The 14,810-nt window shown below is 65.7% G+C and carries 13 protein-coding genes and 1 pseudogene; 6 read left to right on the forward strand and 8 right to left on the reverse strand.

The window, feature by feature from the left end; all coding sequences use genetic code 11:
• Window positions 1-95: pseudogene (locus OIU93_RS17650) on the forward strand (IS982 family transposase); the annotation flags it as partial.
• Window positions 96-204: 109 nt separating this feature from the next.
• Here the strand turns inward: OIU93_RS17650 and OIU93_RS17655 are convergent.
• The 4 genes from OIU93_RS17655 to paaI all read right to left on the reverse strand — a co-directional run bounded on the left by OIU93_RS17655 (window position 205) and on the right by paaI (window position 3,549).
• Window positions 205-906: a nicotinamide mononucleotide transporter family protein gene (locus tag OIU93_RS17655; RefSeq protein ID WP_264271374.1), complete on the reverse strand. Its 702-nt coding sequence runs from the start codon at window positions 904-906 to the stop codon at window positions 205-207.
• Window positions 907-994: 88 nt separating this feature from the next.
• The gene (locus OIU93_RS17660; protein ID WP_264271376.1) at window positions 995-1,612 is read right to left on the reverse strand and encodes a TetR/AcrR family transcriptional regulator; all 618 of its coding nucleotides are present in this window, start codon (window positions 1,610-1,612) and stop codon (window positions 995-997) included.
• Between the two features lie 105 nt (window positions 1,613-1,717).
• On the reverse strand, window positions 1,718-3,037 hold the full coding sequence (locus OIU93_RS17665; protein ID WP_264271377.1) for a phenylacetate--CoA ligase family protein: 1,320 nt from the start codon (window positions 3,035-3,037) through the stop codon (window positions 1,718-1,720).
• A 71-nt stretch (window positions 3,038-3,108) separates the two neighbouring features.
• Window positions 3,109-3,549: a hydroxyphenylacetyl-CoA thioesterase PaaI gene (gene paaI, locus OIU93_RS17670; RefSeq protein WP_264271378.1), complete on the reverse strand. Its 441-nt coding sequence runs from the start codon at window positions 3,547-3,549 to the stop codon at window positions 3,109-3,111.
• 247 nt (window positions 3,550-3,796) lie between these two features.
• Here paaI and OIU93_RS17675 point away from each other — a divergent pair, with 247 nt between their 5' ends.
• Window positions 3,797-4,156, forward strand: coding sequence for a hypothetical protein (locus tag OIU93_RS17675; RefSeq protein WP_264271379.1), 360 nt, complete (start codon window positions 3,797-3,799; stop codon window positions 4,154-4,156).
• A 71-nt stretch (window positions 4,157-4,227) separates the two neighbouring features.
• Here OIU93_RS17675 and OIU93_RS17680 read toward each other — a convergent pair whose 3' ends face one another.
• From OIU93_RS17680 to OIU93_RS17690, 3 genes are all read right to left on the reverse strand, one after another.
• Complete coding sequence (locus OIU93_RS17680) at window positions 4,228-5,298, reverse strand: GNAT family N-acetyltransferase (RefSeq protein WP_264271380.1); 1,071 nt, start codon at window positions 5,296-5,298, stop codon at window positions 4,228-4,230.
• Complete coding sequence (locus OIU93_RS17685; RefSeq protein ID WP_264271381.1) at window positions 5,295-7,457, reverse strand: S9 family peptidase; 2,163 nt, start codon at window positions 7,455-7,457, stop codon at window positions 5,295-5,297. The genes OIU93_RS17680 and OIU93_RS17685 overlap by 4 nt, the downstream gene beginning before the upstream one ends.
• A gap of 109 nt (window positions 7,458-7,566) precedes the next feature.
• Complete coding sequence (locus OIU93_RS17690; RefSeq protein WP_264271382.1) at window positions 7,567-9,198, reverse strand: alkaline phosphatase; 1,632 nt, start codon at window positions 9,196-9,198, stop codon at window positions 7,567-7,569.
• Between the two features lie 150 nt (window positions 9,199-9,348).
• Between OIU93_RS17690 and OIU93_RS17695 the strand changes: the two genes are divergently transcribed.
• From OIU93_RS17695 to OIU93_RS17705, 3 genes are all read left to right on the forward strand, one after another.
• Window positions 9,349-10,779: a serine hydrolase gene (locus OIU93_RS17695; RefSeq protein WP_264271383.1), complete on the forward strand. Its 1,431-nt coding sequence runs from the start codon at window positions 9,349-9,351 to the stop codon at window positions 10,777-10,779.
• A 245-nt stretch (window positions 10,780-11,024) separates the two neighbouring features.
• On the forward strand, window positions 11,025-12,425 hold the full coding sequence (locus OIU93_RS17700; RefSeq protein WP_264271412.1) for an amino acid ABC transporter substrate-binding protein/permease: 1,401 nt from the start codon (window positions 11,025-11,027) through the stop codon (window positions 12,423-12,425).
• Entirely contained in the window at window positions 12,422-13,180 is a 759-nt protein-coding gene (locus OIU93_RS17705; RefSeq protein WP_264271384.1) for an amino acid ABC transporter ATP-binding protein, read from the forward strand. The genes OIU93_RS17700 and OIU93_RS17705 overlap by 4 nt, the downstream gene beginning before the upstream one ends.
• A gap of 110 nt (window positions 13,181-13,290) precedes the next feature.
• Here the strand turns inward: OIU93_RS17705 and OIU93_RS17710 are convergent, their stop codons facing one another.
• Entirely contained in the window at window positions 13,291-14,076 is a 786-nt protein-coding gene (locus OIU93_RS17710; RefSeq protein WP_264271385.1) for a polysaccharide deacetylase family protein, read from the reverse strand.
• Window positions 14,077-14,332: 256 nt separating this feature from the next.
• Here OIU93_RS17710 and OIU93_RS17715 point away from each other — a divergent pair, with 256 nt between their 5' ends.
• Window positions 14,333-14,761, forward strand: coding sequence for a DoxX family protein (locus OIU93_RS17715; protein WP_264271386.1), 429 nt, complete (start codon window positions 14,333-14,335; stop codon window positions 14,759-14,761).
• The last annotated feature ends 49 nt before the right edge of the window (window positions 14,762-14,810 follow it).

Genomic DNA, 14,810 nt, shown 5'->3' on the forward strand with positions numbered 1-14,810 from the left:
TCGCGTCAAAGCTCCTGGCCCTCGCGGCAGGAATCTGGCACAACTGGAAAACCAACGCACCCCGCAAACGCTCCCTAACCGCCTACGACCACTGAAATGATTAGGACTTAATCATCTAGGAGTCGGCCACGGCATGGAGACGGCAATGGCCCGGAACCAAGGGGGTTCCGGGCCATTGCCACGCGTAGCGGAGCCGGGCTCCTGCTATGCCGCGTAGGGGCTGGGCGGATACTTCGCGTTTGACGGCTCGTCGGCGTTGATGGACCGTTCGCCGGGGAGGTTTCGCCAGGCAAACCAGCCGTAGAAGCCGGCCAGGGCCTGGAAGACCGTGACGCCGAGCAGGGCCAAGGCGGGGTTCGTGTTGAAAAGCAGGGCGACGTAAACAATTGCCGAGACCGTGCTGGCCAACCATGCCCAGCGGTACCCGCACGCAATGCCGATGAGGGCCACGACCAGGGCGGACTCGGCGGCAAAGGAAATCCACAAGGATGCCGTGCCGTCGGTGAAGATGAAGCCGGTTGTCAGCATGCGGCCCATCCGCAATGCAGTGAAAACCACAACGAGCAATGCGCCAATCAGCAACGACTTGACGCTGAAGCCACGTTGGATGACCTTGCGGCCAAAACGGCCGGCGTTTTCAAAGCGGGAGAAGCGCCACAGTCCAAAGGCCGCGGCCAGCAGTGCAGGCACCGCGTACAGGAGCATGGAAGCCTCGAACTGCAGGGCGATGACCAGGGGGCCGGCAAAAACCGCCAGGATCTGGGCCCACCAGCCCAGGTCGTTGCGCCGGGCCAACAGCACCATGGCAATGCAGCTGAGCAGCGCTGAAGCTGAAAAGAGTGCCACCTGGGTTCCGGAATCCGTTCCGGGGGCTTGGGTGAAGAGATTATAGAAAAGTTCGTCCACGAAGAATGCTGCCTATTCACAAAGAAAAACGATGGGGGCGGTCCGATGCCTCAGCTATCGATCGTAGCGTGTCTTGCTGTGCGCGCGGCTACCGGTCGGTCTTGTGTAACCCATCGAACATCATGGTGATGGCATGCTCTTCGACCTGTTCGGCCGTGACGTTTCCGTCTTCCCGGAACCACTCGACCAGCGAGTTGATGGTGCCGAACAGCAGGCGAGTGGTGGTGCGCGGATCGATGTCGTTGCGCAGGGAGCCCTCGCGCTGGGCCTCGACCACGAGGTCCGATACCCGGCGGTCCACGGCACGGCGGCGCTGCAGCGCGTCGCGCTCGATCTCGGTGTTGCCGCGCAACCGCAGCAGCAGGGTCACGTATTGCTGGCGCTTGACCAGGACCCGGATCGTGGAGCGGAGGAAGAACTTCAGTCGCTCCTCGGCGGTGCCCACGCTTGCGCGTTCGTCCTCGGCAATGGCCTCGAGGGGCACCAACGCCTCGTCAAGGGCCAAGCGCAACAAATCGCCCTTGGAGGGGACGTGGTGGTAAATGGCGGACTTGCTGATACCCAGGTTCTCCGCGAGCTTGCCCATCGACGTCGCGTCGTAGCCGTGCTTGTTGAAGACTTCCACCGCTATGGACAGGACGGAGTCCTGGTCGTAGCCGGGGCGTCCACGTTTGATCGGTGAGGAGCTTGCAATGCTGGCAGTCATGATTCCTCATTCTCTCACGAACGGTCGGTCCGGAAATCGGTGGCGGGAAGACGGTGACGGGGACGGGAGTGCGGTGTCGCGCTCCGTCCCCGTCACCATGGCGCCCTACTTGTTGCGCAGGTCGTAGATGCGGCGCAGCTTGCCCGAGGAGCGGGCGAGCGTGCCGGGGTCAACGACCTGGATGGCGCAGGAGGACCCGACGTGGATCTTGATTTGCTGGGCGAGCTCCTTGCCGGCGGCCTCGGCACGGTCGGAGGTGCAGTCCTCGCGGCGTTCGATCTTCACTGCGAGCTGGTCCATGCGCCCGGGACGGGTGATCTCCAGCTGGAAGTGCGGGGAAAGCCCATCGATGCGCAGGGCGATTTCCTCGATCTGGGACGGGAAGAGGTTGACCCCGCGCAGGATGATCATATCGTCGCTGCGCCCGGTGATCCGGCCCATGCGGCGGTGGCCCGGCCGTGCGGTGCCGGGCAACAGGCGGGTGAGGTCGTGGGTGCGGTAGCGGATGATCGGCAGTGCCTGCTTGGTCAGCGAGGTGAACACCAGCTCGCCGTGCTCGCCGTCGCCCAGCACCTTGGTCTCGTCGAAGGCGTCGATGATCTCCGGGCGGAAGTGGTCCTCCCAGATGTGGCTTCCGTCCTTGGTCTCGTTGGATTCCCCGGCCACTCCCGGGCCCATGACTTCGGAGAGGCCGTAGATGTCGCAGGCATCGATGTTGAACATGACCTCGAGCTCGTGGCGCATTTCCTCGGTCCACGGCTCGGCCCCGAGCACCGCGGTCTTCAGCGAGGTCTTGCGCGGATCCAGGCCCGCCCGCTGCATGGCATCGCCAATGGTCAACAAGTAGGTCGGGGTGCACAGGATCGCGTCCGGCTCGAAGTCGTTGATCATGGTGATCTGCTTCTCGGTCTGGCCGCCGGACATCGGGATCACGGTGGTGCCGAGGCGTTCGGCGGCGGCATGTGCCCCCAGGCCGCCGGTGAACAACCCGTAGCCGTAGGCGTTGTGGACCTTCCAGCCCGGCTTTACGCCCGAGAGGCGCAGGCAGCGCGCGCCCATCTTGGCCCAGTCGTCCAGGTCGGACTGGGTGTAGCCGACCACGGTGGCCCGGCCGGTGGTGCCGGAGGAGGCATGGATGCGGGCGACCTCGTGCTGCGGCACGGCGAACATGCCAAACGGGTAGGTCTTGCGCAGGTCTTCCTTTTCGGTGAACGGGAACTTGGCCAGGTCGGCCAGTTCCTTCAGGTCGCTCGGGTGAACGCCCGCGCCGTCGTACTTTTCCTTGTACAGCGGCACCCTGTCGTACGCGTAGGCCAGCGTGTCCTGCAGCCGCGTGAGCTGGATCGATTCGATCTGGTCGCGGCTCATGGTTTCTTCGGGATCCAACGGGTTGGGCAGTTCGATCCGGGTGGAAGTCTGGGTCATGATGTGGCCTTACGTGCGAAGTTGTGGGAGGTGGGAGGTGGGAGGTGGGGGGTGTTTGGGGGCTCAGGGGCTCAGGGGCGCTTGGGGATGGTCCGGGAACGGCCGCGGAATTCGGCCAACACCTCGTCCTCTGCGCCGGGGACGGACTGGAGGATCTGGATGTCGTAGATGCCGCTGCGCCCGGACTGCTGGCGGCGATTGGCCACGGCAGTCAGGGTCCGGCCGGGGATGCCGGGTTTGAGGAAGTTGATGTCGACGCCGGCGGCCACGGTGATGGTGTCCGCGGAGCCGGTGTGCGGGTTGCAGGACATGGCGAATGCGGTGTCGGCGAGGGCGAAGATCATTCCGCCGTGGGCGATGCCGAATCCGTTGAGCATTTCCTGGCGCAACTCCATGGAGATGGTGGCGTGCCCGTCGGCAACCTTCAGCACCTCGATGCCCAACCATTTGGCCGCATAGTCGTTTCTCAGGATGGGATGCATCAGCGGTGCATCGACGCCAGTGTCGCTCATGAAGGACCTCTCAGTTATTTACCGAACGATCATTAGGTAATCCTGAAATGTGAGATAAGTCAAGACGGGAGGGCCGGATTCCCGAGTTTCCGCGGGACATGTCGTCGCCATGTTTCGGCAAATCGGCCGCAGGTGTCCAACCGCCTTCCCTCGGTGCCGCGGGACGAAAGCCCCTTCACGCAGCCAGGGGGCCGGGGCGAGACTGGGAGATGGAATGAATCCATCGTGCCGAAGGAGTTGAGCGTAGATGCGTAGGTGGAGGCGCTGGGAAGACTGGGTCGTGGTTGTCGTGGGCCTGGTCATGGCATTGACACCCTTGTGGTCCGAGGGCATCGGGAATTCGGTGCCGCTGTTGATCACCACCGGGGCGCTGTTGTTTGCCGTCGGCATGGTCAATCTGGGCGGGCCAAACCTGTACGGGATCGAGGTGGGGCAACTGCTGGCGGCCATGGTGGCCATCATCCTGCCCGGGCTGGGGTCCTTTGCCGGGGCCAATGTCCCGGCACTCACGGCCTGGATCGGTGGCGGAATAGCCGTGGTTGCAACGTTGCTGGCGATGAAGCCGAGCATCGAAACCTCGCACAAGCTGCAGCACCAGCAAGGGTAGCGTCGCCGGGTCCGTGAAGCGGCGCCGCACCTGCATGCAACCGAGTCTGCGGTCCGGTCCCCGGGGCGCGACTACCTGTCCGGTCTTGGCGTGGGCCGGTCGGGTCCGCTTGCGGCCGGGATCTGGTGGATCCGGGCGTAGAGGGCGCGGATGAACGGTTCCTTGGCCTTGTTGTAGTCCATGACCAGCCCGGTGCCGCCGCCGCGTTCATTGATTGCCGCTGCCGTGGCCCGCTTGATGAGGGAATAGGCGGCGCGGTCGGCCTCGTGAGTGCGCAGCCAGTCGCGGAAGGCAACCATCCGGGCGGTCTCCGGGCAGCCCGGAGCCAGGACGTGGACATTGGCGGCCGGAAGGCCCGCATCGGGGCCGGACACCAGGAGCCGGTGGCGGTACCAGCCGGACTCGCGCAGGCGGAAAATGAATCCCGCCGCCTCAAGCAGCGGCACATAGTCCGATTCCCGGTCCGGATCCTGAACCGTCAGCACCACGTCGATGATCGGCTTGGCGGGAAGTCCCGGCACCGAAGTGGATCCCAAGTGCTCGATGGCCAGCGCTCGGTCCCCGAGGGCGCGCCGGATCACCCCGGCGAGTGCAGCGAAGTCCTGCGGCCAGGTCGGTGACGGCGGGAGAACCACAACCGGGACAGGGGAGGGCTTCGCCCTGATCCACTCGACGTTTCCGTCATCGGGTTCCGGCTCCCGCACCAGCGGCGGGTGGGGCAGCACGCAAAGGTGCCGGCGGCGACCGGGCCGGCGGGGGTCGGGCGGGGTGTCGGTGCAGTGAAAGCCGATGGCCCGGTAAAAGCCGATGGCGTCCTCGTCGGTGCGTGCCACGACCATGGCGGCCGAAATCTCCCGGATCCGGTGCACCAGTGCGGTTGCCACCCCGCCGCGCCGCTGCTGCGGGGCGACGGCGAGGTATTCGATTTCCACTGCGTGCCGATCCAGGCGCCGGTACGCGGCCAGCGCCGTCGGGACTCCGTGTTCGTCGACGGCGACCAGCAGCTCCCGGTCCTTGATCTCGTCGATCAGGGCGTCGAGGTCCGTGCCGGTGGCGTCGGAAGCCGCGGTGAGCAGCGCCCGGAACGCGGTGTTCATGGCGAACCCCGCGCTGCGGGCGCTGGTTATCTCCGGTGTGTTCATGCCCCCGCGGGGTTCAGTCCCAGGGTGTCGAGGGCGAAGGCATAGTCCCAGGCGCGGGTCTTCCAGCCCTCGTAGCGTCCCGAGGCCCCACCGTGCCCGCCGTCCATTTCAATCTTCATCACGATGGGCGCGGTGCCGGTGGTCTGCTCGCGCAGCTTCGCCACCCACTTGGCCGGTTCGACGTAGAGCACGCGGGTGTCGTTCAGCGAGGTGACCGCGGCGATCTTCGGGTAGGGCAGGGCCGCGACGTTCTCGTACGGGCTGTAGGACTTCATGTACTCGTACACGTCGGCATCCTCGATGGGGTTGCCCCACTCCTCCCATTCCAGTGCCGAGAGCGGCAGGTCCGGGTCCAAGATGGAGGTCAGCGCATCGACGAACGGGACCTGGGCGATGATGCCGGCGTAGAGCTGCGGGGCCAGGTTTGCCACGGCGCCCATGAGCAGGCCGCCGGCCGAGCCGCCCATGGCGACGATGCGCTTCGGGTCCGCCCAGCCGGTGTCCAGCAGGTGCTTGGTGGCGTCCACGAAGTCGGTGAAGGTGTTCTTCTTGGCCAGCTTCTTGCCCTCCAGGTACCAGGACCGGCCCAGCTCGCCGCCGCCACGCACGTGGGCGATGACGAACACGACCCCGCGGTCCAGCAGCGAGAGCCGGGGGATGCCGAAGCCGGGGTCCATGGACATCTCATAGCTGCCGTAGCCGTAGACCAGCACCGGGTGGGGGGTTTCGTTGGTGATATCGGCCCGGCGCAGGATGGTCAGCGGGATCTTGGTGCCGTCCGCCGCTGTGGCCCATTCGCGGGTGGCGCGGTACTTGGCCGGGTCGTAGTCGTTGACCTGGGTTTGCTTGCGCAGCAACAGGGTGCCGTCGGCCAGGGTGTAATCGTAGACGCGCGCCGGGGTGAAGTCCGAGGTGTAGGACAGCCGGATCATTGGCGCTTCGAGTTCCGCATTGGCCAGCGAGCAGGTGTAGAGCTCCTCGTAGAAGGCAGGTTCCACGGCCGGTTGCTGGGCGGCGGTGCCCAGGCCCTCCAGTGGCAGGACCACGACGCGTTCGGTGGTCTCCTTGCGCACCGAAACGACCAGGTGGGTGGCGGTGGCGGCGGTGCCCTCGACCTTGACGGTGTTGCGGTGCTCGAGCACGGTCTCCCAGCGCTGCTGGGCGAAGGGCAGGGCCAGCTGGTCCGTGCGCAGCAGCGAGACCATGTTGTTCAGGGCGTCGCGGTCGTGGGTGATGACGTAGGCCCGCTGCCCGTCGAGCGTGATCGGATCGGCCGAGTGCAGGATGCGGTGCTCCCGGGAGACGAGCATGACCGGGACCGCATGGGGATCGAGCAGGTCAAGGGTCAGGGTCTCGGAGTATTCGGAGTTGCCGATGGAGATCAGCAGCTCGGTGCGGTCGGCCGCGAGGTCGAAGCCCAGCCACATGCCCGGGTCATCCTCCTGGAACACCACGGTGTCGGTGGCCGGGTCGGTGCCCAGGGTGTGTGCCTTGATCTGGTGGGGGCGCCACGAGTCGTCGACCACGGTGTAGAAGACGCGGGTTCCGTCGGGGGAGAACGCCAGGCCGTAGAACACGTTTTCGATGGAGTCCGGAAGCAGTTCGCCGGTGCCCAGGTCCTTGATGCGCAGGGTGAAGCGCTCGTCGCCGGCGTTGTCCTGGGCGTAGGCCAGCAGGTTCCCGTCCTCGGTGACGGCCATCCCGCCCAGGGAGAAGAAGGGCTTGCCCTCGGCCTCCTTGTTGCCATCCAGCAGTACCTGCTCGCCCGCGATCGTGACGCCGGCCTCGATGGCCGGTGGGGTCCAGTCGGCGTTCAGGTCCCCGGTGTCGGTGGCTGCAACGCGGCAGTGGATGGCGTACTGGGAGCCCTCGGCGGTGCGGGTGAAGTACCACCAGCCGCGCTTGCGGGCAGGGACCGAGAGGTCGGTTTCCACGGTGCGTGCCTTGATCTCGTTGAAGATCGCCTCGCGCAGCTGTGCCTGGTCGGCGGTGACTGCCTCCGCGTAGGCGTTCTCCGCCTCGAGGTGGGCGCGGACCTGGGGGCTGTCCTTGTCCCGCAGCCATTCGTAGTCGTCGGTGAAGGCATCCCCGTGGTGGGTGCGGACGGTGGGGACCTTGGGGGTCTGCGGTGCGGCGGGTGCGTGCTCGGCGTGGCTCATGCCTCCATTCAATCCGAACCAGCCCCGAACCGCCGCCCGGCTTCGCCCAACGCGGACAAAACCACCCCGCCGGCGCCAACTGCCCCCCTTGGGTGGGTAGGGCGACGGATCAGCGCCGCGGCTTCAGGGTCCTGGTGTACTGCACCTCGCCGTTGGCGTTGATGAGCTTGACCGTGAAGGCCGAGCCGTCACCGGCAACGTCCACGTGGCCGAAGTACTGGTGCTCGCCCGAGCGCGGGGAAGCCATGGTCGGGCCTGCCTGCTGGAAGTCGACCCGCGGGCCGAAGGTCCCATCCAGCGCGTTGGGGCCAAAGGAGCCGGCGTTGATGGGTCCGGCCACGAATTCCCAGAACTCGTTGAAGTCTGAGAATGCGGCGCGTTCGGGGGAATAGTGGTGCGCCGCGCAATAGTGCACGTCCCCGGTCAGGAACACCACGTTCTTGATGTCGTGTTCCTTGATCGCCGAGAGCAGGCGGGCCAGTTCAAGCTCGCGGCCCAGCGGCGCGCCGTGCTCGGCATTGGAGATCGACTCCTGGGCCTTGCCGTCGGGCACGATGAGCCCCAGCGGCAGGTCGTTGCCGATGACCTTCCACGTCGCCTCGGAGGCACGCAGCGACCGGATGAGCCAGGCCAGCTGTTCCTCGCCCAGCAACGACGTCGGTTCGGTTTCCAGGCCGGCGGTGTTCGGCCCCTTGTGCGAGCGCATGTCCAGGGCGAACACATCCAGGTGCGGGCCGCGCGGGACGTGGCGGTAGATGCGCGCCGGTTCGAACCCGGTGCCCGGGCGCATTGCGCGCGCATCGGCGATCGGCATGTACTCCTGCCACGCCTGGCGGCCGCGCGCCGCCAGGGTGTCGACGTCGCGCACCGTGTAGCGCGGGTCGTCGATCCTCTCGCCCGGGTACCAGTTGTTCACGGTCTCGTGGTCGTCCCATTGGGCGATCACCGGCACGTGCGCGTACATGCTGCGCAGGTTGGCGTCCATCATGTTGTAGCGGTGGCGGCCGCGGTACTCGTTGAGCGTCTCGGCGACCTTGGAGACCTCCTCCGTCATGACGTTGCGCCAGATGTTCCCGTCCGGCTCCGTCATCTCGGCGGACATGGGCCCGTCTGCGTAGATGGTGTCGCCCGAGTGCAGGAAGAAGTCGGGCTTCGTCGCGGCCATGGCGGCATAGCCGCGCATCCCGCCGATCTCCTCGTTGATGCCGTAGCCCTGGCCCGCGGTGTCGGCTGTCCACACGAAGCTCTGCGCCGCGCTTTCGCGGTTCCTGCCCCTGCCGGGGGCCGGGGCGGTGGTGAAGGAACCGTTGCCGCGTTCACTGCGGCGGCCCGCTTCGTCCTCAAAGTACAGCTCCAGGTCAAAGCGCGTGCCCGCGGGCAGTCCCCGGGCATGGATCTTGGCCGTGAAATCGGTGCCCGCATGCGCCTGCGAACCAATGAACTCCACCTTCCGGGCGAAGCGCCCCTTCAACGGATTGCCCTGCTCGTCCTCGGCTCGCAGGACGGCGTGCAGGCGCCCCGGCCCGGAGGCGCGGGACCACAGGACGGCGGAGTTGGTGGAGACGTCCCCGGTGGAGATGCCCGAGGGCAGCAACATCCGGCGGGTTGCCAAGGGCACGGCCGAGGGCCGCGGAGCGGCCAGGGCGGAAGGGGCGGCCAGGGTTGTTGCCGCGAGGGCGGAGAGCGCGGCTGCGCCCTTCAGCAGCGAGCGGCGATCGGGACGGGGCGGGGAGATATCCATGGGACCCAGCCAAGCCCACCCCGGGAACGGGAACATTGCGCCGCGGTTAACGGCTGCCCAATCGTTGGCCGCGGGCGGCGGGCGGCGGCTGCGCCATGGCAGGGGGAGTCAATACACCGGCCACTTGGCACGGGGTGGCAGGATGGCTTCATGGGCACAGGGCATGCGGCGCGGGAGACACCATCGACCAGGGAGACCTGGGAATCCGTGCTGGAATACGCACCGGACTTCCTGGAGTTCGACCGCGCGCTGTCCCGGCAGCCCGGGTACCAGGCGGCAGTGGCCGTCCACGAGGAACTGGTGGGTTCCTTCAGCGGCGGCTACGCACGGCTTTCTCCGCCGGAACCCATGACCGACGGCCACCTGTTCAGGGTCGCCTCCCATTCCAAGACCTTCACCGCCACCGCGGTGATGATCCTGCAGCAGGACGGGAAGCTCTCGCTGGAAGACCGGCTGGGAACCTGGATCGCCGACCTGGCCGGGAGCGAAGTGGCAGAGGTGACGGTGGGTGAATTGCTTTCCCACTCCGCCGGCATCGTTCGCGACGGGGACAATGCAGACTTCTGGACCCTCGACCGCCCCTTTCCCGGCACATCGGAGGTGCTGGAGATCGCCCGGCGGGGCAAGGTGCTCGAACGCAACGAACACTTCAAGTACAGCAACATCGGCTACGGGCTGCTGGGACTGGTCATCGAGGCGGCAACGGGACAGTGCTACGCCGAGGTCGTGGGCGAGCGCATCCTTGCACCCCTGGGGCTTTTGGACACCGGCGTCGACCTCGACGCACGGGAACCCGGGCTCGCCGCCGGCTACGGGCCGCTGGCGCTCGCCGGAAGCAGCCACGAGCTGGCGGACCGAACCGAAATCGAGCACATCGCCACCCATGCACTTGCGCCGGCCACCGGCTTCTATTCCACGGCCAGGGACCTGGCCGCCTACCTCGGCTCCCATCTCCTGGACGCCAGCCCGAGCGTGCTGGACAACGACTCCAAGCGCCGCATGCAGCGCAGAGCCGAAGACTCCGGGGCGCCGGGGCGCGGCTACGGGCTGGGCTTCATCGTGCAGCAGGTCGCCGAACGGCAGTCCTTCGGCCACAGTGGCGGTTACCCGGGGCACATCACCCGTTCCTGGGCGGTGCCCAAGACCGGGGTGGTGCTCAGCATGCTCACCAACGCCGTCGACGGTCCGGCCGCTGCCTGGGGCGAAGCGCTCTTTGCCCTCGCGGCGCTCGCAGAGGCTCCGGTGCCGGATTCCTGGGCGGGGGTCGAAACTGCGGAGCTTCGGCGCTTTACCGGACGGTTCGCTTCGCTCTGGGACGTTATCGACATCGCCGAACTTGGCGGCAAGCTTTATTGGCTCACCCCCGGCCAGACACCCAAGCCGGCGACGGCACGGCCGCTGGAATACGTGGACTCGAACACCTTGAAGTCCGCCGACACCAACGGCTTCGCCGGGTACGGCGAAAAGATGTCCTTCGAAATCGATGAGCGCGGGGCGGCGTCCGTGCGCGGGCCCGGAGGCATGCTCTTCACGCGGTGGGAGGACTTCCGGATTCCGCGAGTGCTGCGGTCACCGATATGATGTGTGGTTTTGTGCATTGCCGCGATGTAACCCACATCGCGCGATGCCCAACCCACGTGGCCACCGCGCCGCGTGGGTGGTATCGCCGTTGGTCACCAGCACCTAGGCTATGACCCGTGTTAGCGCCCTCATACACCGAGGGCGGAGACTGCAAACATAAGGAGAGTGAACGACCCTTGAAGACGTCCAGTAAGACTCGAGGTCCACGGACCTGGTTCAGGGCGGTGATTGCCGGGCTCGCGGGCATGTTCCTGCTGCTGGGGGGCGCCGGCGCCGCCCTGGCAACGCCCGCCGACTCCGGAGTCGAAGGCAAGACCTTCGTCATCGGCACCGACACCACCTTCGCCCCGTTCGAGTTCCGGGCAGACGGCGAACTGACCGGCATCGACATGGACCTGATCCGCGCCATTGCCGAAAAGGAGGGCTTCGAGGTCGAAATCCGTTCCCTCGGGTTCAATGCCGCCTTGCAGGCCCTGTCCTCGGACCAGGTCGACGGCGTCATTGCCGGCATGTCGATCACCGACGAACGCAAGAACATCTACGACTTCTCCGAGCCGTACTTCGAGTCGGGCATCCAGATGGCGATCGCCAAGAACGATGAATCCATCAAGGGCTACGAGGATCTTGAGGGCAAGACCGTGGTCGCCAAGACCGGGTCCGAGGGCGAAACCTACGCCAAGTCGATTGCCGACCAGTACGGCTTCACCGTCAAGTCGCTGGACCAGTCGGCCACCATGTACGAATCGGTGAAGTCGGGTTCCGCCGTGGCCGTCTTTGACGACTACCCGGTGCTCGCCTACGGCGTGGCGCAGAACAACGGGCTGACCACGGTGACCGACAAGGTTCCCGGCGGCTCCTACGGCTTCGCGGTGGACAAGGGCAAGAACGCCGCCCTGCTGGCCGCCTTCAACGACGGCCTGGCCGAGCTGCAGGCCAGCGGCGAGTACGACCAGATCCTGGACAAGTACCTCGCCGATCCCACCGCAGCTGTTCCCACCACGTTCTGGGAGCTGCTCACCGAGTCGTTCCCCGCGTTGATGCAGGGCCTGGGCAACACCATTCTGGTGACTGCCATTTCCTTCGCCGTCGCCATGGTGCTGGGCCTGGTGGCCGGATTCATGAAGATCTCCCACAACATCGTGCTGCGCGGCATCGCCACCACGTTCGTGAACGTCTTCCGCGGCACCCCGCTGCTGCTCTGGGCCTTCATGTTCTACTTCGGCGTACCTCAGCTGACCGGTCAGCCGATGAGCATCTGGGTTGCCGGCGTGCTGACCCTGTCGCTGAACTCCGGCGCCTACGTGGCGGAGATCGTGCGCGGCGGCATCCAGTCGGTGGATCCCGGACAGCTGGAAGCCTCCCGTTCGCTGGGCTTGGGCTACGGCAAGTCCATGCAGAAGGTCGTGGTCCCGCAGGCCTTCAAGATGATGACCCCCTCATTGATCAACCAGTTGATCATCATGCTCAAGGACTCCTCCCTGTTGCTGGCCATCGGCTTCACCGAGCTGCTCTACCAGGGCCAGCAGATCTACGCGTCCAACTTCCGGGTCACCGAGACGCTGCTGATCGTGGGCGTCATCTACTTCGTCGCCATCATGGCGCTGACCAAATTGGCCAACTTCGCGGATAGGAAGTTCAACAAATGAGTGAAGCAACCGTCGCCTCGCCGCGCGAGGCGAAGATCGCGGTCAAGGGGCTGCGCAAGTCCTTCGGCCACAACGAGGTGCTCAAGGGCATCGACGTGGACATCGCCGAGGGCGAGGTCGTGTGCGTGATCGGGCCCTCGGGCTCGGGCAAGTCAACGCTGCTGCGCTGCCTGAACAAGCTCGAGGAAATCTCGGGTGGCCATGTCATCGTGGATGGCTTCGATGTTACCGACCCGAAGGTCGACATCAACGAGGTGCGCCGCCATGTGGGCATGGTTTTCCAGCACTTCAACCTCTTCCCGCACATGACGGTGGCCGAGAACATCATGCTGGCGCCGGTGGAACTGAAGAAGGCGACCAAGGCCGAGGCCCGCGAGCAGGCACTGAAGTTGCTTGACCGCGTGGGCTTGCGGGAAAAGGCCGACGCCCGTCCGGCGTCCCTCTCCGGCGGCCAGAAGCAGCGCGTGGCCATTGCCCGTGCGCTGGCCATGAACCCCGGCATCATGCTCTTCGACGAGGCAACCAGCGCCCTGGACCCGGAGATGGTCGGCGAGGTGCTGCAGGTCATCCGCGACCTGGCCAAGGAGGGCATGACCATGGTCCTGGTGACCCACGAAATGGGCTTCGCCAAGGAAATCGGGGATCGGGTGATCTTCATGGATGCCGGCGTCGTCTGCGAGTCGGGGCCGCCAGCCGAGCTCTTTGGCAACCCGCAGCAGGATCGCACCAAGGAGTTCCTCTCGAAGGTCCTCTAGGGGGGAGTTTCCCTGACTACAGCGAAAGCCCGCTCTGCCTGCGGTCCCCGTCCCGGGGTCCAGCGAGGCAAGGCGGGCTTTCGTGTTTTCACCGCGGTTGGCCGGAGGGGTCAATCCTTCGTCGGCGGTTGCTGGCCGGTCTTGTATCCGACCCCCGGATTGGGCTTGCCGACAAGATCACTGACGGTGACGAAATGGTAGCCCTGGGAATCGAGGTCCTCAAGGATCTTCGGCATGGCATCGATGGTGGATTTGTGGATGTCGTGCATCAGGACGATGGATCCGGGCTTGACGCTTTGGGCCGCCTTGATGGTTTTTTTGGCGTCACGCGTCTTCCAGTCCAGGGTGTCGTCGCTCCACAGGGCCACGGGTACGGTCTGCGCCTTTTTCAGGCTCTCCGTGATCGTGCCGTAGGGGGGACGCATCACCGTCGGGGCGGCTCCGGTGGCCTTCTCAATGGCCTCGCGGCCCTCTTGCAATTCGCGTTGGGCGGCGGCCGGGGAGATTTTCGCGAGGTCTTGGTGGGACCATGTGTGGTTTCCGATTTCATGCCCCCTGGCCAATTCGTCACGCACAATTTCCGGATGCTTTGCGACGTCCTTGCCGATGAGGAAGAACGTCGCCTTGGCGTTGTGCTCATCGAGGATGTCGAGCAGCGCCTCGGTGTGGGGTCCGGGCCCGTCGTCAAAGGTCAGCGCCACGCACTTGACCTTGGCGCAGTCGGGGCCTGTGGGTTCAGCCGTGGCGCTTGGCGCGTCCTGGGACTCCGCCTTTGAGTTCGCCGGGTACCCCTGCCAGTGCGTGCTCAGCGGAACGCCGCAGCCTGCCAGGGGGAGGGCGAGTGTAGGGACGGCAATGAAACGAAGAAGCGTGGAGCGGGAAACCATGCTGGCCATCGTCTCAAGCCAACCTGCGAGAATCCTCAATGGCCGCTGGTTTGGGCCGCGATACTGGGGTTTCCCGGGGGATGTCCAGCACCGGGAAGATGGGGGTTTTTCCTTCTGTGACGCGAGGCATAGCTCACATCGCTTGAAGATTCAACTAATGTTGTGTCATGGTTAAGGGGAACTTGCGGAACGGATGAACCGGCCCGCCACGACCCCAGCCCCCCAGCGGATGGGACATCGTGACGAAACGACCAAAGGATTTTTCATGGACAGCGCAATTAAGAACCCCGCCTTGGCAACCGCCGCACAGACCATCCTGCGCGTCGTCATCGGCTTCCTCTTCGCCGCCCACGGCTGGCAGAAGTACTTCCAGTTCACACTCGATGGCACCACCGCGGCATTTGGCCAGATGGGCATTCCCGCGGCCGGGCTGGTGGCCCCCGTGGTGGCAACGCTGGAAATCGTTGGCGGCATCGCCTTGATCCTCGGTGTACTCACCCGTATCTTCGCCGTCCTGCTGACCGCGAACATGCTCGGCGCAATTTTCCTGGTGCACATCTCGGCCGGTGTCTTCGTTGAAGCCGGTGGCTACGAGCTGGTGTTGGCACTGGCCGCAGGTGCCGCAGCCATCGCACTGCTGGGCGCCGGACGCATCTCCGTGGACCGCTTCATCCCGGGCCGCATCGCCGCCTAGTCTCCAGGGCACCAACGAAGCAAACCCCCGTGGGCACCGGTTGAATCCG

Source organism: Paeniglutamicibacter sp. ZC-3 (genome assembly GCF_025847175.2).
Taxonomy (GTDB): Bacteria; Actinomycetota; Actinomycetes; order Actinomycetales; family Micrococcaceae; genus Paeniglutamicibacter; species Paeniglutamicibacter sulfureus.